Below are 19,230 nucleotides of genomic sequence, written 5' to 3'. Positions count from 1 at the left end.
GTGCTACCACTATATAAAAAAAGAAATTCAATCCTATTATGCATAAAACCATTCTACTATTCAGCATCATGCTCTTTGCCTTTTGCACTTCTGTTATCGGACAGGGCATTGCATTGCAGACTAGCGAGCGCCTAATTTTGGGAACCTACAAAGAACGAACGGCTTCCGTAGCCAGTGGGGATATTGACGGAGATGGCGATACCGATATTCTGGTCGCCAATGGTCGGCATTGGCCAGGACAGAATCGAATTTTTATCAATGATGGAAGAGGGATATTCACCGTGGAGAGAGATTTGGGCAGCCTTCGGGAAACCACCTATGCTACCGAATTGGCCGACTTCGATAATGATGGAGATCTTGATATTGCCGTTGGGAACGATATGGCTCCCAACTCTCTTTATTTGAATGACGGACAAGGTAATTTTACACGCAAAGGTTCTTTTGGCGAAGCCTATGCCCCAACGAGAAACCTGACCTTGGCCGACCTTGATCAAGATGGCGATATCGATATCTTGATTACCAATAGAGGGCGCGCTAATGAAATTTGTCTCAACGACGGCGCCGGCGGTTTCTCAAAGACGCTTGACTTTGGCAATAAAAGCGATTCTACCATTGATGTTGAAACGGCGGATGTGGATGGGGATGGCGATATCGACTTGATTTTGGCCAATCGGGACGATCAACCCAATTATGTTTATCTCAATGATGGTGCGTTGGGCTTCGCAGAGAAAATCGCCTTTGGCACGGGGAGCGACAATACCCGTTCGGTAAGTGCGGGTGATGTGAATGGTGATGGACTTTTGGATATCATTACGGCGAATATCGGAGAACCAAATGTTGTGTATTTTGGTCATACAACCACTCCTTTTAAAAAATCGGTAGTGTTCGATAGTGCAAAAATGGAAAGCTATGCCGTTCAGACTGCAGACCTCGATGTGGATGGCGACCTCGACATCATCGTCGGCAATTCGGAAAGTCCTAATTTCGTTTTCTTAAATGAAAACAAGGGTAGTACTTGGCAAGCCTATTCCCTGACCAATGAGGCTTTTGACACCTATGACATCATTACTGCCGACCTCAATAACGATGGTTTTCCGGATATTATAGAAGCCAATTCGGACGAGGTGAACCGCTATTTTTTAAACCAGAAGAAGAAATAGAAGTTGGCAAGATGCTCCCAAGACATATGGAAACATCTCAAATCACCTATGTGATGTCAGGGCTTTTTAGGGCGGTGTTCGGTCTATTGGAAAACTTTTAATTAAAAATAGATGGCGACCTAAGATGCCCATTCACTCTAAAACCTTTTGAAATACATACACCTAATAGAAAATCCTGTTCATTCTATTTCCTAGCGGGTTGGGAAATTACAGATGGTGAAATAACCGTTTAGATACCGAAGTATAAACTGATACCGGCGTTGCCACACGGCTCCGGTTTTGGTGAAAGCGAAGTGGGATGATGGCGTACCTACAACGATAGTCCTTCCAAGGCGGAAATAGTCTCGTCTAAATCGGCATAACTCAAGGCATCGTTCAGAAAATAACTTTCAAAGGCACTGGGCGGCAAATAGATGCCCTTATCGAGCATACCATGAAAGTATTTTTTAAACGTTTCATTGTTCCCTTTGGCAGAAGAGGCGAAGTCAATAACGGGCTCCTCCGTAAAATGTACCGATAACATACTCCCGAATCGATTGATCTGAAACGGAATTCCCTTGGCATTCAATACCTTCTCGAATCCTTGATGCAAGTATTCGGTCTTTTGAGCCAAACTGTTGAAGATTTCAGGTTTTGAATTCAATTCGGAAAGCATAGCAAGGCCTGCACTCATGGCGAGGGGATTACCACTGAGCGTTCCCGCTTGATAGACGGGACCCTCGGGTGCCAGATGGCCCATAATCTCCGAACGGGCAGCGAATGCTCCTACGGGGAGTCCACCTCCAATGACCTTCCCAAAGGTAAGGATGTCGGCATCGATGCCCAGTACTTCCTGTGCACCCCCTTTTCCCAGTCGGAAACCGGTCATCACCTCATCAAAAATCAAAAGTATATCCTCTTGGGTGCAAAGGGTTCGTAACCCTTGAATAAATTCATCCGTTGGGATAATACAGCCCATATTCCCGGCCACAGGTTCGATGATGATAGCGGCGATTGCTCCTTTATTGGCCTTTACCAAAGTTTGTATACTTGCCAAGTCGTTATACTCCGCCAGCAAGGTATCTTTTGCCGTGCCTTGGGTAACTCCGGGGCTATTGGGTGCACCAAAGGTAACGGCGCCGCTACCCGCCTGAATCAGGAACGAGTCGGAATGCCCGTGATAGCATCCCGCGAATTTGATAATCTTATCCTTTCCGGTAAATCCCCGCGCCAAACGTACTGCACTCATACAGGCTTCGGTACCACTATTCACAAAACGGATCTTATCGATATTCGGCACCATACTGACCGCTAGTTCGGCCAATTGGGTCTCGATTTCGGTCGGCATCCCGAAGGAGGTGCCCTTTTTGGCTTTTTCAATAACGGCCTTTACTACGGGTTCAAAGGCGTGCCCTAAAATCATCGGACCCCAAGAAGCGATGTAATCGATAAGGCGATTGCCGTCCTCGTCATAAAGGTACGCCCCTTTGGCCTCCTTGACGAAAATCGGGTCGCCGCCCACAGCGTTAAACGCCCGCACCGGGGAATTTACCCCACCGGGAATCACTTTTTTCGCCTCGGCGAACAAGGCACTACTGCGTTGGTATATCATTCTGGAAACGTATTTTTAATGGGTAAAATAATCTAGGGATTTTAGAAATGCTTCCCTATTCTAGTTGATGCATCTTCGATTTACCGTCTTGGTCACCTACTTTGCTTAACCACCAATAATTGTCCGATGGAGAGTCCGTTGCCCGACATATTGTTCAGTTTGCGCAATTGGGCTACGGTTACCCCATATTTTCTGGAAAGCGCCCAAAGTGAATCCCCTTTGACGACCACATGTGTAATCGGCTTGACGGATTCGGAGGTTACCTCAGCTGGGGTTTCCGCGGTGATTCGGGAATTGCCCGTGCTTCCATCAGTCGTTGTCAGTACCTCAACCTCCTTCTGACGCGCAGAAGAGCCCTCCTGTGTATCGTATTGGTACAATTCGTAACGTTCGATCAGGGAAATCAATTTTTGAGGGTATTTTTTATCCGTGGCATAACCGGCTTTTCGCAAGCCTTTGGCCCATCCCTTATAATCATCCTCATCCAATTCAAATAAAAAGGCATAGCGGGAGCGGGTGGACAGAAAGACACTATGATCCCGATAGGAGTACATGGGGTGGTTGTATTTTCGAAAACATTCGTCTTTCTCGTCATCGTCGTGTAGTTCGTAGTCTCCCGTCCAGTTGGTATGGCACTTGATTCCAAAGTGATTATTGGTTTTTAATGCGAGTTCCCCTTTGCCAAGCCCACTTTCCAGCAAGCCTTGTGCCAAGGTAATACTCGCAGGAATGCCGTAGGCCTTCATTTCCAATTGCGCGGTTTCGGAAAACAGGTCGATATAGGCATCGACGGAACCGATTTCATAGCGCACAAATTTGCCGTCATCCTCGGGCAAAGTGTTCAGTGCGTCTTTTTCAGGGTTTTCATCACCACCTTCTTTTTTCACCGTTACCTCGTAGGTGCGGTTTTTTTGACCGTAGGTAACTTTTTTCTTCGATTTACAACTGAACACGAACAGACCCAAGAGTGCCAAAAGGCTTATTTTCCTTATCATATATCCAATAATGGTAATTTTTTCTTTTTCAATTTTTGATTCATACCCGTGATACCTTGAAGCCCGCCGGAATGGATAGCCAATATCGCAGTTCCCGGTTGAAATCGATTCTTCCTGACCATATCGATGATGCCAAAAAGCATTTTACCCGTATAAACGGGATCTAGGGGAATTCCTGTTTCAGCCTTAAAGCTATTTATGAACTTTACCAATTCCGTCGTAATCTTTGCATAGCCTCCAAAGTCGTAACCGGAGATCAATTTCCAATTTTCCTTCTTGGCAAATTTACGAATATCTTGGTTTAAAACCTGTCTCGCCGGCAGGCGGGAATCGCCCTTGAGCGCAGGAAAGCCCAGAACCTCTTGTTCGGCCTGGGCGCTATTGCTTATTCCCGCTAGGGTGCCTCCAGTACCGACACAGCTACAAAGAACCTGAAAACGAGCATCCTCGGGGTTCAGGATTTCCTCGCAGCCTTGTACCGCCTCAAGATTTGCACCGCCCTCAGGCAGCAGATAAAAAGAACCAAATTCACTGGTCAGCGCCTTTAGGAATTGCCGATCGGTTTTGTTTCGATAAACATCGCGGGGCACGAACTTGAACTGCATCCCGTTTTGATGTGCGAATTTTAGGGTAGGATTGGTCTCCCATTTTTGGTACAGTTCTTCCCCACGTATGATGCCGATAGTCCGCAATCTATTTTCCTGTCCAGCGAATGCAGTGGCTGCAATATGGTTCGAGTAGGCGCCACCAAAAGTCAGTAACGTATCATAACCACCTTCCTGGGCGGCTAGGAGATTGTATTTGAGTTTACGGTATTTGTTTCCAGAAATGAAGGGATGCAGCAAATCTTCCCTTTTGAGATAAAGGGATACATTTTTCTGGGCCAATATGGGGAGTAAAACCTGCTGGTTGCTACTAATCACTTCAAGCGTTCATTCTTTAGGTTGCTCAAAGATACTTTATAAAGCTAAAAAAATGTCGTTTACGCGGATAGTCCAAATCGTGTTCGTTATGGTATGCCTCTCTTTCGAAACTGATGTTTTGGTATCCTTTGTAAAAATCGAGGTAGAAAAGGGAACGTAACAGCCATTCACCGACATACAGTATGTAAAACGGAAGTATCAATAATTCTAATTGCTGCTTCAAATGAATGCGTTCATGATTGATAAGAACGGTATCTTCCTTTAAAGCATCGTGCTTTAAAATGATGAAGGGCCAAAAGGACAGTCCTACATAACTCTTGTAGAAAAAATGTTTAAAGACTAGAATCATGGTTCAGTTTTAAAACGAACACCTACAAAGATAATTGTTGTAGGCGCCGACATATTGAGAACATTGATTTGTTTCCAACAATTGTGCCCCTTCGTTGTAATCTACGTTTTTTCCTTTAAAACGGATGATTTTGGCAATTCTGATAGGTATTTATCAACAGAATTGAAGTAATTTTAAGAAATAATCGGGCTTACTACAATACAAATAGATGAAAGAAATCGTACCGATAGAAGACGGGGATTTTTACTGGTCGGAACAAGGCTATCGGGTTTTTACCGAGCAATACCACCTAAAAAGGGGCTATTGTTGTGAAAGTGGCTGTCGCCATTGCCCTTACGGATACGACCCAAAAAGGAATTCACAATGATACAAATACGCTTCTTGAGCATAGACAGGCTTCGGCATGATTTTTGAAGCTTAAAAATTTAGAATAACTCAAAAAAATAGCATTATGAATGGAATAAAAATAATAGCGATACCAATGCTTTTAGTGCTTTTCTTAAGTTCTTGTAGCTCCGTACGGGTGTTGAGCGATTACGATAAAGACGCCAATTTCAACACCTATAAATCATATGCCTTCTACAAAACGGGAATTGATAGGGCACAAATCTCCGATTTAGACAAAAAACGCATCTTGCGCGCCATCGAAACCGAAATGAACGCTCGAGGCTTTTCAAAATCGGAAACCCCGGATATTTTGGTCAGTATCTTCACAAAAGAACGCGAACAAGTTGATGTATTCAACAACAACTGGGGCTGGGGAGGCTTTGGTTGGGGTTGGGGAGGCTTCGGTCCCGGATGGGGATGGGGTTGGGGTGGCTTTGGTCCCGGTTGGGGCTGGGGCGGTACCAATGTTAGCACCAGAACCGAAGGTTCGCTGTATATTGATCTTATCGACGCCAAGAACAAAGAACTGGTCTGGCAGGGTAAAGGAACAGGTACCTTGGGCAATTCTAAAAACATGGAAAAAAAAGAGGCCCGTATACAACAGTTTGTGTCCGAAATCCTTACACAATATCCCCCGAACAAGGTGGCGGTCAACTAAAAGGAGAACCATATAAATCCCAATAGTTTCCCATATTTACAGTGCCGAAGCAATCTGTTTAGACGAATGTATAAGTCGAACAGATTGCTTCGGCATTTCTAATAAGTTTCAAGACTTATAATTTGCCCTACACTCATAGCAAAGAAGTTCTTTTAACATCGTTTTTGCGTTGTGATTCGTACCTTTATTCCGCCCCAAAAGGCCATTTTATGCAGTACGAAAGCAATGCCATTTTAGACAAGCTCCCCAGACATCTAAAACAATTCATCAAACCACAGAATTATGATGACTATACTGCCATCGATCAGGCCGTATGGCGTTACGTGATGCGAAAAAACGTGGATTACCTTAGTAAGGTAGCTCATAAGTCGTACCTAGACGGCCTTCAAAAAACAGGTATTTCTATCGACCACATTCCGAATATGTACGGCATGAACCGTATCTTAAAGGAAATCGGTTGGGCAGCTGTTGCAGTAGATGGCTTTATTCCGCCCTCGGCCTTTATGGAATTTCAAGCCTACAATGTATTGGTCATTGCCTCCGACATTCGGCAATTGGAACACATAGAATATACCCCTGCCCCCGACATTATCCATGAAGGGGCTGGGCACGCACCCATTATCGCGAATCCTGAATATGCCGAATACCTCCGGCGTTTTGGGGAAATTGGTTGCAAGGCCATTTCTAATGCCAAAGATTATGAACTTTATGAGGCGGTACGGCATCTCAGTATCATCAAGGAGGCCGAAGGTACGCCACAGGAACATATCGATACGGCCGAAGAACACATTGCCGAATTGCAACGGAATATGGGCGAACCCAGCGAAATCGCCCTCATCAGAAACCTGCATTGGTGGACGGTTGAATACGGCCTGATCGGCACTTTGGAAAACCCCAAGATCTACGGTGCCGGCCTACTTTCCTCGATTGGGGAAAGTGCTTGGTGCATGACCGATAAGGTAATAAAAATACCCTATTCCATAGAGGCGGCCACCACCCCTTTCGATATTACCCAACCCCAACCCCAATTGTTCGTAACACCCGACTTTGCCCACTTGAGTAAAGTGCTAGAGGAATTCGCTAATACCATGGCCATTCGAAAAGGCGGACTTTCGGGTATTCAAAAACTTATCGATTCCAAAGAATTGGGAACCATAGAGTTGAGTACCGGGCTGCAAGTTTCAGGTAATTTCCATAGCGTTATCGCTCACGAAGGCAAATGCGTATTCTTTCAAAGTATCGGTCCTACGGCACTTTCCTATCGTGAAAAAGAATTGGTCGGCCATAGCATACAGCACCATGCCGATGGTTTTGGCTCCCCTATGGGCAAGCTAAAAGGCATCAATTTAGCCATTGAGGATATGAGCCCGATGGACTTGAAAGCCTATAACATTTTTGAAGGGCAGACCATTACACTGGAATTTGAGGGCAATGTAAAAATAGCTGGGGAAATCATCACCGGAACCCGTAACCTCAAAGGCGAGATCATTTTGATCACTTTTAAGAATTGCATCGTACACCATGGGAAAAAAGTGCTCTTCAAATCAGACGAACGGCTATACAACATGGCCGTAGGGGAACGAATCGTGTCGGCCTTCAACGGCCCGGCCGACCTCAACAGTTTTGATTTGGTGCACCATAAAATTTCCTCGACGACCACTAAGCCAAAAGAAAATAAAGAGCGCCAGAAATTGGAACGGTACTACGCCCAGATTCGCGATTTTAGGGAGGGCACGGGTACTACTATCTCGCGGCATAAGGTCTTTGATGTCATTAAAAACGACTTTCCTGAAGATTGGTTGCTATCGGTAGAATTATATGAATTGGCCAAACTAAACGGCGATACGGACTTTGCCGAGGAAATCGTTTCACACCTGGAAACCGTAAAACAAAACAAGCCCAAAGTAGGGCATTTGATCGATGATGATCTCGGGTTGGTGAACAAAAGTCTCGTTAGTTGATAATTGAATGCCCTTGTCAAGTCTTCTAGCGGTTCCCTAATGGTATGATCACACTTAATCCGAAAGCATCGTCCATCAGTGATTGATGAACTCTATCGCTTCTGTTTCAAGCACTTTTCCGGTTCCTCCATCAAGGGTAATCCGCTCTAACCGATCGCCGGCAATTTGGTGCGTAATGACCCAGATGTTCGTACCCTTCTCGTCCTTTTCCTTATAAACGCTCGTTTGAAAACCACTGTCGGCATGACCTTTTTGAAGGTTGATCTTATGTTGTTCACAATATTCGATGAGTTGTAAATACCCGAAGGCGTAATTTTCGTCTGTATTGGTACTCCCTGTGAGTTTACCCGATTCATCGAAAGTATACCATTCCCCTATCTCGGAGCCATTATTGAAAGAGAAGCCCTTTTCTTTAATAAAACTATTTTTATAGTATAACTTGAGAACGGAAAAATAGGATTGGTGCGGAAATATTTGCCTGGCATATCCAAAAGATTGAGTGTCTTCCTCTATATAAAACTCCGCTGACGTTTCGATGCGCTTACCTCTGATGCTTTCGGCATTAAACGTCTCTATATCGAATTTTTCAAATTGATTATTTACTTCCGGAACCATAATTTCTTGATTTTTATTTTTTTGTGATCGGCAACCTTGTACCAATAAAATCAGTAGGATTAAGGGAGCTATATACTTTTTCATAGCCGTCTTATGTAATTGAATTGTTCGCCTTGACCCACTGCCAGTACCATAGACTACATCGGTCATTTTTATGCCCGGGAAGATGGTGGCTATAGTCCAATAAATTATCCGTCTTTGTATACGCATAGGTAAATTCGGCATTTTTGTCCGCTTCGCTATTGGCAAAGGAATGTGCTAGATGCAAAGCGTGTAAAAATTCGTGTGAAGCGGTTTGTTCGTTGGCCGATTTGAATACCACGACATACCCTGCTCCCGGTTGGGAATAGCCACTTAAACCACCGGATGTACCGCCAGGTTCCGCAAAATAAAAAGCCTTAAAATGGTCTTTATAACCATCCTTGAAATCTTTTTTCAGTTTTTCCTTTAAAAAATCATGCAATTTTTCCTTATCCGTGGTGTTGTTGTAGTCAATGCTTTTAGATGTGACGAATTTCAAAAAATCAGCATCCGTCGTGATATCCAATTCGACGATATCCGAGTCCTTGTCCAATGCGATAAAGGCCTGGTTCAGGTATTTATTGATGCGGTTCTTTTCATTGGTTGCATCAGCTTTTTGTTCTTTCTTTTGGGAAATCGGAGGTGTCTTTACTTCTACGAACACCACCTTCTTCTTTTTCTGTTTGGCGGCATCGTTCGCCCAAGATTTCAATTTTCCCGCTTCCTGATCCAACAGTTCTCCTGTAGAGGGCATCTTTTTATACGACTTCACCGTTAACAATTGATCGCTACCGAATTCTTTGATGCACTTGACCGTTAGGCTATCCTTCAGTTCCAACTTGCCCTTTTTTCCACTTATATCCGTTACTTTAGGCGTGATTTCAAAATGTTCATTATCCTCGAATTCCAAGTAATCGGCCTCCTCCTCGATTTCCAGCATTAAAGTCAGTTTAGCCTCTTTTCCTTTAGCAAGTGACAACCATGGAACATTAACATCCTCTGGGATTGTTTCTCCTTTTTTATTTTTTATGGCCCAAGGAGCCGAGAAAGTATCATACTTTTTCGTTAAGGATTTAAAAAGTTTTTCGTTCTTTTTAAAAAAGCCCTTGCTTTCATTACTATCTTTCTCCAATTTGGTATGTTTACTATCCGAATATTGCTTGCTAACGATATCCTCATAGATATTGTCCCCGAATAAAGAAGTGTCCTTCATTCGTATCCAATCGAAACCAAATTCACCCTTCCATTGGCTATTGGGTCTAAAATGGACTAATACCTTCGGTTCCGGTACCACGGTAACGCTTAAGGTCTTGGTTTGCCCAGCAACTTCCAATTTAAACGAATTTTCCATCATTCTTTGGGTTGCGGTTCCACTACTTTCAACTTAATTTTTTCCATATTCTTAGTTACCATCAAATCTTTTAAGGTATCGTCTTCCAGTACCATTCCATTATACATAAAATCGGCTGTCGGGTCGCTTAGATTTATCGTCATCGTCTCACCAATCATATCCTGTGTGCTTATGTTCAAGGTAATCATCTCTCCTATCTTAGTCTCTTCGATGCGGTTCCCATCCTTGTCGGTGATAAAATAATCTTTGACTACGGGCTTCTTTTTAGGTTCGGGAGGTGGCGCCGGCGCATCCTTGACCGCCAAGTCCGAGACTTTCCACCACTTTTCCAATACCATATCCCCGATTCGTAAAATACCCGGCGAAAGCACGTAATGGTCCGTAGTGACCTTGCCATAATAGCCCTCGAAATTGCGCTGGTAGCTTACGATATGAGTGTCGAAAAATTCGTAATCCCGCATCCGGGTCATCCCGTCCCGCTTGTAAAAACGAATATACCCCTCGCACATGGTATCCGGAGAAAGGGCGAGACCCAATAAATCGGTATTGCCATCCGCCTCAATGGTCAGATTGAATACTCCACCCATGGGTAGTGCGGCAGGCTTGAAGTTATCGGGATTGACTTGCTGGTAGAACCGTATGTTCGTATCTAGAACGTTGATCACCCGCCGATTGATAAATAATTTTGCAAGAAAACTCATGTGACTCGTATCGGAAAATTACGTTATCAAATTACAACTTCTATACTAACTGCGAAAATATCCAAAATAGTATTCGTTCAGAAAACTTAACTAGGAAAAGCTATTCAACGGGATTGAAATCAGTCTTTTTCCAATAGAAGCGGAAAATCCTCACGTACCACCTCATCGTTATAAGTGAGTGTCCACCCCATGGAACTCGTCAAAATATAGAATTTTTGCAACTCGCTGATCAATCGATTTTGCGCATTGCTTTTCAATGAAGAAGCCTCCACTTTTCTCATCAGAGAGGCGTTGACATTCTTCTTGATTTTGTTGTAATCCGTCGCTTCGAACGGATTCAGGTAATCGGCCGTAACGTCGTAGTACTCAAAATCGGGATTGATCTTTATTTCCGGTTCGGGAAGGCTTTTGATATGCAGTGTCCTCGCCTGTTCGTCTAGCTCGAATTCGATTTGGCTTAAATCGTACGCCACGGTCACCTCGGCATTTACAACGACCAAGGCTTTTTTATCCGCCGCTATCAAATACCCGAAGAGCTGTTTGGAATCCCTATAATTGTATACTTCGGCAAAGTGCCCTTCGGTCACCACCAATTTCGACACGTTTTCGATTTGTTGTTGTATCAACATCGAATTTTCCTCGAGAATCGACTTCTCCTTCTTGTCATCGTTACACGAACGGAAGATAAATACCGCTGCCAATGTGATTAAGACGCCTGCTAGAACTTTTTTCATTATATGTCTTGAAAACCAAACTTCATAAAATCATACTCCTGCTGAAGATACGCAATTTTCCTTCCGAGGGACTTTCGAAACTCCTTATGGTGCACGGAATCACTATGAAACGGGCGGTGCGCTAATCCCTTTTGAATTTCCTCGACCTTGTTCATGGTTTTGACGGCCAATTCGGAAATCCATACCTCTTTGAACTTTTCCCAGATGTAATCGATTGCCAGTTGGTTCGGATGTACCATATCCGCTTCATAAAAACGGTAATCGCGCAGTTCATCCATTAGGAGTTCATAACTCTCGAAGTACGAAAGACCTCTCGACTGCGCTCGAGGAGACATTGCCTCATGAATTGCAGCTATCAAATGGGATTTACTTCTTTGGTTTTCAACGAAACCCTCTTTTAAATGGCGGACAGGAGAAACCGTAAAGACCAACTGTGCTTTTTCATTGGCCTCTTGAATGGTTCGAACGGTATTCTTTACGCTTTTTAAAATGGCATCTATGGATAGTAGTTCTTTCACAAATTCTTTTTGTGGTACTTTATGGCAATTGGCGACAACGACACTGGTATCTTTTTTTCTATAGACCCAGGAAGTGCCCAAAGTAATTACAATATGCGTTGCGTTCGTGATTTGTTCCAAAGTGCACTTTATACCAAAATTCAATTTTTCAAGTAACTTTTCTTTGGAGGTATCGCTTAATCCAGAATGCGCATCAAAACAATGCCAGCGCTCGTTTTGAAACAACACCTCATCTTTTGTATAGTTTCGTTTTTCGACCGCTCTTGTCACGAGGTTTATATGGCCAATGGATGAAACAGTATTCCAAAAGGATTTTGAAGGTTTTGGAACTTGAAATACGTCAATTTCTCCCCAATATTTTCCGAGAAACATGAACCCAAAAGCAAAATCTGACTAGTGTAGTCAATCGGGTTCGCTGCTCTTGTAAAAGGGATTTTGGTTTGGAGGTTCACAATTGTGGTTTGTTGTTCGTTCGTAGTTATGTTCAGCTCCTCCCCTCAGATGAGAGGAGGTTTTGTGTTTTGGCTTGAGGGTGAGTATGAAAATCCCGGCTTGGTCTCTATTCCTGAACTTGAATTGCATGCCCTACGGCTCGGGCTTTCAACCCCTCCGTTTTCATTCCTTTGGAATGAATCCACCTCCCCTTGTATGAGGGAAGGAGCCCTTAACATTTTTTCCTTTTGGCTTATTTCTATTTCAAATACCCCCTCGCCTTTTCCAACGCCTCGGCAATACCTCCAGGGTTCTTACCGCCCGCAGTTGCGAAAAAGGGCTGTCCGCCGCCGCCGCCTTGAATGTATTTTCCGAGTTCGCGAACGATGGTTCCGGCATTTAAATCTTTACTTGCGACCACCTCTTTTGAAATATAACACGAGAGGATGGCTTTGCCGTTTTGTTCCGATCCAAAAACGAGGAATAAATCTTGATGTTGGTTCCCCATTTTGAAGCAAAGGTCTTTGATACCGCCTGCATCCAAATCTACCATTTTAGCTAGGAATCGTACACCGTTGTGTTCTTCCAGCTCTTTCAACAAATCCCCTTTTAGGTTTTTCGCCTTGTCTTTGAGTAATCCCTCGACTTCTTTTTTCAGCCTTGCATTCTCTTCTTGTAAAGACAGTACCGATTTTAAAGGGTCTTGGGCATTGTTCAAGGCTCCTTTGATTTCATAAAGCATACGGTCGTTTTCAGCATAGAAATTCTTTACGGCATCGGAGGTAATCGCCTCTATTCTTCGGATACCCGCTGCTACGGCCCCTTCTGATTTGATCTTAAAGTGCCAAATATCACCGGTATTGCTTACATGGGTACCACCGCATAGTTCTATCGATTGCCCAAAACGAACGGTGCGTACCGTATCGCCGTATTTTTCCCCGAAAAGCGCCATGGCACCATCTGCCAGCGCTTCTTTCATAGGAACATTGCGCTTTTCCTGAAAAGGCAACTGCCCAGCGATTCGTGCATTTACAAAATTCTCCACAGCATGCAGCTCCTCGGGTGTCATTTTCGAGAAATGCGAAAAATCGAACCGTAAATATTTGGAGTGTACCGCCGACCCCTTTTGCTCCACATGGGTTCCCAAGATTTCACGAAGGGCTTGGTGCAACAAGTGGGTAGCCGTGTGGTTGGCTTCCGTACGTTGGCGTTGTTTTTTATCGACTACCGCGGTAAAGGTCTCATTCAGGTGTTTGGGCAAGCTTCCCGCAAAGTGCACGATTTCGTTGTTCTCCCTTTTGGTATCGACAATGTACACCACATCCCCATTGGGGACTTCCAAATAGCCCTTGTCCCCTACTTGACCACCGCCCTCGGGATAAAACGGAGTTACATTGAAGACCATCTGGTACTGTTCACCGGATTTTTTTGAAGTTACTTTTCGGTATTTGACCAATTTTACCTTCGCTTCCAAAAGGTCGTAACCCAAGAACTCCTGTTCGGTATCATCGGTCAGCACAATCCAATCCTCTTTTGAAATTTCGGATGCCGACCGCGAACGGTCTTTCTGTTCCTGCATGGCGACGTTAAATCCATTTTCATCCAACGACAGCCCTTTTTCGCCTAAAATAAGGGCGGTAAGGTCTATCGGAAACCCGTAAGTATCATAAAGCTCAAAGGCTTTTCGGCCATCGACTACTTGCCCTTTTGTTTTCTGAACAATGGTATCTAACAACACCAGACCTTGATCCAAGGTGTTTAAGAACGAATGTTCCTCTTCCTTGATAACGTTTTCAATCAATTGATGTTGCTCCTTCAACTCAGGAAAGGCTTTGCCCATGGTATCGGTCAATACCGTGACCAAGCGATACATGAAAGGCGTTTTAGTATCCAAAAAAGTAAAGCCATAGCGAATGGCCCGTCTCAAAATTCGACGAATTACATATCCGGCTCCTGTGTTACTGGGCAATTGTCCGTCCGCAATCGAAAACGACACGGCGCGAATATGGTCGGCAATGACACGAATGGCGATATCGACATCTTCCGATTTGCCGTATTTGCTGTTGGTAATCGTTTCTATTTCCCGGATAAGCGGCGTGAACACATCGGTATCATAATTTGATTGAACGCCTTGCAATACCATACACAAGCGTTCGAAGCCCATGCCCGTATCTACATGTTTGGCGGGGAGAGATTCGAGGCTTCCATCGGCCTTTCGGTTGTATTGCATAAATACGAGGTTCCATATTTCCACCACTAGCGGATGGTCTGCATTCACCAATGACGCTCCCGAAACTTTTACTTTCTCTTCCGCAGAACGAATGTCGACATGAATTTCGGAACAGGGTCCGCAGGGTCCCTGATCGCCCATTTCCCAAAAATTGTCTTTCTTATTCCCCAAGATGATCCGGTCTTCCGGTACGATCGCCTTCCAAAGTTCAAAGGCTTCGGTATCCATAGCGAGCTTATCGGCATCATTGCTACCTTCAAAGACGGAAACATACAAACTGTCTTTATCTATCTTCAATTCTTCCGTTAACAGTTCCCACGCCCATTGGATGGCCTCTTCCTTGAAATAATCCCCGAAACTCCAGTTTCCCAACATTTCGAACATGGTGTGATGATAGGTATCCTTGCCCACTTCCTCCAAATCGTTATGCTTACCACTTACCCGCAAACACTTTTGGGAATCGGTCACCCGCGGGTACTTCGCCTCATTGATGCCCAGAAAGAATTCCTTGAACTGATTCATGCCGGCATTTGTAAACATCAGCGTGGGATCATCTTTAATGACCATCGGGGCTGAAGCAACTATCTTGTGCTGCTTTTCCTTAAAAAAATTTAGAAATCGATCCCTTATATCGTTAGAAGTCATGAATTCGGTAAGGTTTTGCTAATTTTAACGGTTTATACAAAACAATTTTTATATTTGTTTGTTCTGTTAAAGTGGAACAAAAATAGGATAAAATACATTCATGTCTAAGGTTAAGTACTATTACGATCCCGACACGCTTTCATACAGAAAGATAGAGCCGAAAAAATCGCGCCGCTACAGAAATATCGGATTGTTCGTTCTCGGAGCCGCCCTCTTCGGCTTGGTTTCACTGGTTTTTCTTTTGAACACCAACCTCATCAATACTCCGGCCGAACTTTCGTTACGTCGAGAGGTGAACAATTACGAACTTCAATTCGAACTCCTAAACAAGAAGATGGAGCAGATGGAGGAGGTACTCGCCAACGTAGAGGAACGTGACAACAACATTTACCGATTGTATTTCGAGGCCAATCCCATTCCGGAGGAACAACGCCGTGCGGGTTTCGGAGGAATAAACCGTTACAAATCGCTTGAAGGTTTCAACAATTCGGAAATGATCATCTCGACCACAAAACGGTTGGATATCATCAAAAAACAAATGGCGATACAATCCAAGTCATTGGACGAGATTGCCAAACTGGCCGAAGAAAAGGAAAAGCTATTGATGGCGATACCGGCCATTCAACCCGTAAGCAATGAAAACCTAAGGCATATGGCATCGGGTTTTGGATGGCGCTCCGATCCGTTCACCAAAGCACGTAAGATGCACAGGGGAATGGATTTTTCAGCTGCCAAGGGCACCCCTATCTACGCCACAGGTGATGGCAAGGTAAAACGGGCCGATAATAATTCTTCAGGATATGGTAAACACATTCGTATCGATCACGGTTACGGTTATATGAGTCTTTATGCCCATATGAGCAACTACAATGTAAAGAAAGGCCAAAAGGTAAAACGTGGCGATCTTATCGGTTTCGTAGGCAGTACCGGGCGATCGGAAGCCCCGCACCTGCATTACGAGGTATGGAAAGACGGAGAACGCATCAACCCAATTAATTTCTATTACGGTAGTTTATCGGCCAAGGAATTCGAAAACATGTTGAAATACGCTTCACAAGAAAATCAATCCCTAGATTAGCACTAATGCAAGTAGAACTTCCAGAAAAACTGTATTATGGTATCGGTGAAGTCGCCAGGGCCTTCGATGTGAATACCTCTCTTATCCGATTTTGGGAAAAGGAATTCGATGTATTAAAACCGAAGAAAAACGCCAAAGGCAACCGAAAATTCACCCCTCAGGATATTACCAATCTCAAATTGATATTTCACCTGGTCAAGGAAAGAGGGTTCACCTTGGAAGGTGCGAAAATCCATTTAAAAGAGAACAAACGCAAAACGCTTAGCAATTTTGAATTGATCCAAAAACTGGAACGGGTCAAAACTGAACTCACCAGAATCAAAGACCAACTTTGAGATTTGGGTGTAATGTAAAGGTGAACGAATCCACTTAAATACAGCAAAGAACACGTAATAATCAACCATTTCCATATTCTTGCCATTGCAGGAATGACATTAAATTTACACTATCATGAAAAAAGGATTAATCGTATTGATCATCGTAGCCGTCCTCGGTGTCGCATTGTACCAATGGGCCGTAGGATTTAATAATACTGCCGTAGAATACGAGGCGGATGCCAAGACCGCATGGTCTAATGTAGAAAGTGCCTACCAACGTAGAAACGACCTTATCGGGAATTTGGTCAAGACCGTTCAGGGCGCCGCTGATTTTGAACGAGGTACCTTAACGGATGTTATAGAGGCCCGTGCCAAGGCCACGGCTACCAATATCGATGCTGGGAACCTAACTCCCGAGAAAATGGCCGCCTTTCAAGAGGCACAAAGCGGGCTAACCGGCGCTTTAAGCAAACTTATGGTCGTTGTAGAACGGTATCCCGACCTAAAGGCAAACCAGAACTTCTTGGAACTGCAATCACAATTAGAAGGTACCGAAAACCGAATAAATGTTGAACGCAACCGATATAACGAGAAAGTAAATATCTACGACATACATACTACCAAATTTCCGGGTAAATTATTGGCCGGGGTGTTCGGCTTTGATGAAATGGCCCGTTACAATGCCGATGCCGGTTCTGAAAACGCCCCGGACGTAGACTTTGACTTCAACTAGTCGTTACAATGTCAAGAGTAGAGGATTTTTTAACGCCCGACGACGAACAGGAAATTGTCCAGGCTATTCTGAAGGCGGAGAAAAAGACCTCAGGTGAAATTCGTGTACATATCGAATCACATACCCGATTAGACCATTTTGAACGTGCCAAGGAAGTCTTCCATTTATTGAAAATGGATAATACCAAAGACGAAAACGGGGTGCTCATTTATGTGGCGGTAAACGATAGAAAGTTCGCTATTTACGGGGACCGTGGAATCGATAAGGTTGTGCCCGATAACTTTTGGGACCGCTCAAAGGACACCATACAGGCCCACTTTAAAAAAGGGGATTATAAAGAGGGCATCATAGACGGCGTGCTTATGGCCGGAAAAGAGCTGGAAACCTATTTTCCATGGCGACATGGCGATACAAATGAACTGAGCAATGAAATTTCAAAAAGCTAGCCTGATATGCTTTCTACTCTGTGGGCTGAGCTTTGGTTTTGCGCAATACACCATTCCGGAAAAACCTAAACTGCAGACCAGCGTTTACGATTATGTAAACCTCTTGTCCGAGAATCAAAAGCAGCGTCTTGAGCAAAAATTGATTCGATATTCCGACAGTACTTCGACCCAAATCGTGGTCGCCATCATCGCATCTACCAAAGGCGAAGACATCGATTACCTAGGGGCACAATGGGGCCAAAAGTGGGGTATCGGACAAGACGGGAAAGATAATGGTGTGCTGGTGCTTCTCGCCCGCAACGACCGTAGGATAGCAATCAGCACGGGTTATGGGGTAGAAGGCGCCTTGACGGATGCCATGTCACGAAGAATCATACAAAACATTATCATTCCCCAATTCAAACAGAACAATTATTACGGAGGCCTCGATGCAGGGTCGGATGCTATTTTCGAGGCATTGAACGGTGAGTTCAATGAAGACCGATCTTTCGAAAATGGCAACGGTTTTTCCCTCGCGCCCTTTCTGCCTTTTATCATCTTTTTTATCATTCTGATTATCCTATCCCGTAGAAATCGAAGGGGAGGCGGTCGTAATGGCGGTAGAAGGTCTTCAGGTCTTGACCTTTGGGATATTATCATTCTCAGCAATATGGGTCGTAGTAGTGGTTCTGGAGGTTTTGGCGGAAGCGGCGGCGGATTCGGTGGAGGTTCAGGTGGTGGCTTCGGAGGAGGTTTTGGCGGCGGGGGCTTCGGTGGTGGTGGCGCCTCTGGAGGATGGTAGTTTAATAAATTTGAACTAAAGTTTCAAATATAAAATCGGTTTAAGACCATGATTCTTAAAATCCTTCGGATATTCCTTTTTGTCTTGGCCTTACTTATCGCGGGCTGCAAATCAAAACAGGGACGCACTACCGACGAGCAACTTTTCCCCGCCAATGAAAACGGAACTATCGTTAACGATTACTCCGCTATTTTTTCAAAGGAAGAAGAGGCAGTCCTTTCCAAAAAACTGTACGATTATGAAATTGCCACGAGCCATCAAATCGTCTTTGTCAGCATCGACTCCATCGCTCCCTATTCCGATATTCAAAAATACGCCACCGATTTGTCCAACTATTGGGGTGTTGGTCAGAAGGATAAGAACAATGGCCTTATGATAGTACTATCCAAACCGTTGCGGCAAGTAGGTATCGCTACCAGTCTAGTCACGGAAAAGATTTTGACGGATAGTATTTGCAGTCAAGTTATAAACACTACTATGATTTCGAATTTTAAAGAAGCTCTGTATTTCAAAGGCATTTCAAACGGAATTGATTCCTTGATTGTTAATTGGAACCAATGAGGCCTATAGTATTTGAATTTTACATTTTAGAGTTCTAGAGCAA

The 19,230-nt window shown here is 44.1% G+C and carries 19 protein-coding genes and 1 pseudogene; 10 read left to right on the top strand and 10 right to left on the bottom strand.

The window, feature by feature from the left end:
- Window positions 1–38: 38 nt before the first annotated feature.
- Window positions 39–1,160 carry an FG-GAP repeat domain-containing protein gene (locus FGM00_RS01470; protein WP_236262868.1) on the top strand — a complete coding sequence of 374 codons (1,122 nt, stop codon included), beginning with the start codon at window positions 39–41 and terminating at the stop codon, window positions 1,158–1,160.
- 310 nt (window positions 1,161–1,470) lie between these two features.
- On the opposite strand, the gene hemL is transcribed toward FGM00_RS01470, so the two are convergent.
- From hemL to FGM00_RS01450, 4 genes are all read right to left on the bottom strand, one after another.
- A complete protein-coding gene (hemL, locus tag FGM00_RS01465) occupies window positions 1,471–2,751 on the bottom strand; it encodes a glutamate-1-semialdehyde 2,1-aminomutase (protein ID WP_138851206.1) in 1,281 nt (426 codons plus the stop codon).
- Window positions 2,752–2,843: 92 nt separating this feature from the next.
- Window positions 2,844–3,746 (bottom strand): glucosaminidase domain-containing protein, encoded by a 903-nt coding sequence (locus FGM00_RS01460; protein ID WP_138851205.1) that lies wholly within the window; start codon window positions 3,744–3,746, stop codon window positions 2,844–2,846.
- Complete coding sequence (locus FGM00_RS01455) at window positions 3,743–4,669, bottom strand: 1-aminocyclopropane-1-carboxylate deaminase/D-cysteine desulfhydrase (protein WP_138851204.1); 927 nt, start codon at window positions 4,667–4,669, stop codon at window positions 3,743–3,745. Before FGM00_RS01455 ends, FGM00_RS01460 begins: the two co-directional genes overlap by 4 nt.
- A 25-nt stretch (window positions 4,670–4,694) precedes the next feature.
- Window positions 4,695–5,018, bottom strand: coding sequence for a hypothetical protein (locus FGM00_RS01450; RefSeq protein WP_138851203.1), 324 nt, complete (start codon window positions 5,016–5,018; stop codon window positions 4,695–4,697).
- Between the two features lie 208 nt (window positions 5,019–5,226).
- Between FGM00_RS01450 and FGM00_RS19730 the strand changes: the two genes are divergently transcribed.
- From FGM00_RS19730 to FGM00_RS01440, 3 genes are all read left to right on the top strand, one after another.
- Window positions 5,227–5,385 carry a DUF5522 domain-containing protein gene (locus FGM00_RS19730; RefSeq protein ID WP_175416170.1) on the top strand — a complete coding sequence of 53 codons (159 nt, stop codon included), beginning with the start codon at window positions 5,227–5,229 and terminating at the stop codon, window positions 5,383–5,385.
- Between the two features lie 84 nt (window positions 5,386–5,469).
- Complete coding sequence (locus FGM00_RS01445) at window positions 5,470–6,063, top strand: DUF4136 domain-containing protein (RefSeq protein WP_138851202.1); 594 nt, start codon at window positions 5,470–5,472, stop codon at window positions 6,061–6,063.
- 209 nt (window positions 6,064–6,272) lie between these two features.
- Window positions 6,273–8,024, top strand: coding sequence for an aromatic amino acid hydroxylase (locus FGM00_RS01440; protein ID WP_138851201.1), 1,752 nt, complete (start codon window positions 6,273–6,275; stop codon window positions 8,022–8,024).
- 75 nt (window positions 8,025–8,099) lie between these two features.
- Here FGM00_RS01440 and FGM00_RS01435 read toward each other — a convergent pair whose 3' ends face one another.
- From FGM00_RS01435 to alaS, 6 genes and pseudogenes are all read right to left on the bottom strand, one after another.
- Window positions 8,100–8,723, bottom strand: coding sequence for a hypothetical protein (locus FGM00_RS01435; protein WP_138851200.1), 624 nt, complete (start codon window positions 8,721–8,723; stop codon window positions 8,100–8,102).
- 7 nt (window positions 8,724–8,730) lie between these two features.
- Window positions 8,731–10,014 carry a zinc metalloprotease gene (locus FGM00_RS01430; RefSeq protein ID WP_138851199.1) on the bottom strand — a complete coding sequence of 428 codons (1,284 nt, stop codon included), beginning with the start codon at window positions 10,012–10,014 and terminating at the stop codon, window positions 8,731–8,733.
- A complete protein-coding gene (gene tssD / locus FGM00_RS01425) occupies window positions 10,011–10,712 on the bottom strand; it encodes a type VI secretion system tube protein TssD (RefSeq protein ID WP_138851198.1) in 702 nt (233 codons plus the stop codon). Before tssD ends, FGM00_RS01430 begins: the two co-directional genes overlap by 4 nt.
- A gap of 119 nt (window positions 10,713–10,831) precedes the next feature.
- Window positions 10,832–11,446, bottom strand: a complete 615-nt coding sequence (locus FGM00_RS01420) for a DUF4230 domain-containing protein (protein WP_138851197.1) — start codon at window positions 11,444–11,446, stop codon at window positions 10,832–10,834.
- Window positions 11,446–12,416: pseudogene (locus FGM00_RS01415) on the bottom strand (GSCFA domain-containing protein). Before FGM00_RS01415 ends, FGM00_RS01420 begins: the two are co-directional and overlap by 1 nt.
- A gap of 239 nt (window positions 12,417–12,655) precedes the next feature.
- Complete coding sequence (gene alaS, locus FGM00_RS01410; protein ID WP_138851196.1) at window positions 12,656–15,271, bottom strand: alanine--tRNA ligase; 2,616 nt, start codon at window positions 15,269–15,271, stop codon at window positions 12,656–12,658.
- Between the two features lie 100 nt (window positions 15,272–15,371).
- Between alaS and FGM00_RS01405 the strand changes: the two genes are divergently transcribed.
- The 6 genes from FGM00_RS01405 to FGM00_RS01380 all read left to right on the top strand — a co-directional run bounded on the left by FGM00_RS01405 (window position 15,372) and on the right by FGM00_RS01380 (window position 19,187).
- Window positions 15,372–16,349 carry a M23 family metallopeptidase gene (locus FGM00_RS01405; RefSeq protein ID WP_138851195.1) on the top strand — a complete coding sequence of 326 codons (978 nt, stop codon included), beginning with the start codon at window positions 15,372–15,374 and terminating at the stop codon, window positions 16,347–16,349.
- Between the two features lie 5 nt (window positions 16,350–16,354).
- A complete protein-coding gene (locus FGM00_RS01400; protein ID WP_138851194.1) occupies window positions 16,355–16,684 on the top strand; it encodes a MerR family transcriptional regulator in 330 nt (109 codons plus the stop codon).
- Window positions 16,685–16,799: 115 nt separating this feature from the next.
- Window positions 16,800–17,399, top strand: a complete 600-nt coding sequence (locus FGM00_RS01395) for a LemA family protein (RefSeq protein ID WP_138851193.1) — start codon at window positions 16,800–16,802, stop codon at window positions 17,397–17,399.
- 8 nt (window positions 17,400–17,407) lie between these two features.
- On the top strand, window positions 17,408–17,845 hold the full coding sequence (locus FGM00_RS01390) for a TPM domain-containing protein (protein ID WP_138851192.1): 438 nt from the start codon (window positions 17,408–17,410) through the stop codon (window positions 17,843–17,845).
- Complete coding sequence (locus FGM00_RS01385) at window positions 17,826–18,626, top strand: TPM domain-containing protein (protein WP_138851191.1); 801 nt, start codon at window positions 17,826–17,828, stop codon at window positions 18,624–18,626. The genes FGM00_RS01390 and FGM00_RS01385 overlap by 20 nt, the downstream gene beginning before the upstream one ends.
- Window positions 18,627–18,674: 48 nt before the next feature.
- Window positions 18,675–19,187 (top strand): TPM domain-containing protein, encoded by a 513-nt coding sequence (locus FGM00_RS01380; protein WP_138851190.1) that lies wholly within the window; start codon window positions 18,675–18,677, stop codon window positions 19,185–19,187.
- Window positions 19,188–19,230 lie beyond the last annotated feature (43 nt).

It is taken from the genome of Aggregatimonas sangjinii, from assembly GCF_005943945.1.
GTDB classification, from domain to species: Bacteria; Bacteroidota; Bacteroidia; order Flavobacteriales; family Flavobacteriaceae; genus Pelagihabitans; species Pelagihabitans sangjinii.
Note: the sequence above shows the minus strand (reverse complement) of the source record. Positions and strands in the feature narration are given on the sequence as shown.

Coding starts and splice junctions, on each gene's coding strand:
- FGM00_RS01440 (WP_138851201.1), top strand. CDS start 6,273: ATGCAGTACGAAAGCAATGCCATTTTAGACAAGCTCCCCAGACATCTA.
- FGM00_RS01430 (WP_138851199.1), bottom strand. CDS start 10,014: ATGATGGAAAATTCGTTTAAATTGGAAGTTGCTGGGCAAACCAAGACC.
- FGM00_RS01460 (WP_138851205.1), bottom strand. CDS start 3,746: ATGATAAGGAAAATAAGCCTTTTGGCACTCTTGGGTCTGTTCGTGTTC.
- FGM00_RS19730 (WP_175416170.1), top strand. CDS start 5,227: ATGAAAGAAATCGTACCGATAGAAGACGGGGATTTTTACTGGTCGGAA.
- FGM00_RS01470 (WP_236262868.1), top strand. CDS start 39: ATGCATAAAACCATTCTACTATTCAGCATCATGCTCTTTGCCTTTTGC.
- FGM00_RS01445 (WP_138851202.1), top strand. CDS start 5,470: ATGAATGGAATAAAAATAATAGCGATACCAATGCTTTTAGTGCTTTTC.
- FGM00_RS01390 (WP_138851192.1), top strand. CDS start 17,408: ATGTCAAGAGTAGAGGATTTTTTAACGCCCGACGACGAACAGGAAATT.
- FGM00_RS01405 (WP_138851195.1), top strand. CDS start 15,372: ATGTCTAAGGTTAAGTACTATTACGATCCCGACACGCTTTCATACAGA.
- FGM00_RS01400 (WP_138851194.1), top strand. CDS start 16,355: ATGCAAGTAGAACTTCCAGAAAAACTGTATTATGGTATCGGTGAAGTC.
- hemL (WP_138851206.1), bottom strand. CDS start 2,751: ATGATATACCAACGCAGTAGTGCCTTGTTCGCCGAGGCGAAAAAAGTG.
- FGM00_RS01435 (WP_138851200.1), bottom strand. CDS start 8,723: ATGAAAAAGTATATAGCTCCCTTAATCCTACTGATTTTATTGGTACAA.
- tssD (WP_138851198.1), bottom strand. CDS start 10,712: ATGAGTTTTCTTGCAAAATTATTTATCAATCGGCGGGTGATCAACGTT.
- FGM00_RS01385 (WP_138851191.1), top strand. CDS start 17,826: ATGAAATTTCAAAAAGCTAGCCTGATATGCTTTCTACTCTGTGGGCTG.
- FGM00_RS01395 (WP_138851193.1), top strand. CDS start 16,800: ATGAAAAAAGGATTAATCGTATTGATCATCGTAGCCGTCCTCGGTGTC.
- alaS (WP_138851196.1), bottom strand. CDS start 15,271: ATGACTTCTAACGATATAAGGGATCGATTTCTAAATTTTTTTAAGGAA.
- FGM00_RS01450 (WP_138851203.1), bottom strand. CDS start 5,018: ATGATTCTAGTCTTTAAACATTTTTTCTACAAGAGTTATGTAGGACTG.
- FGM00_RS01380 (WP_138851190.1), top strand. CDS start 18,675: ATGATTCTTAAAATCCTTCGGATATTCCTTTTTGTCTTGGCCTTACTT.
- FGM00_RS01420 (WP_138851197.1), bottom strand. CDS start 11,446: ATGAAAAAAGTTCTAGCAGGCGTCTTAATCACATTGGCAGCGGTATTT.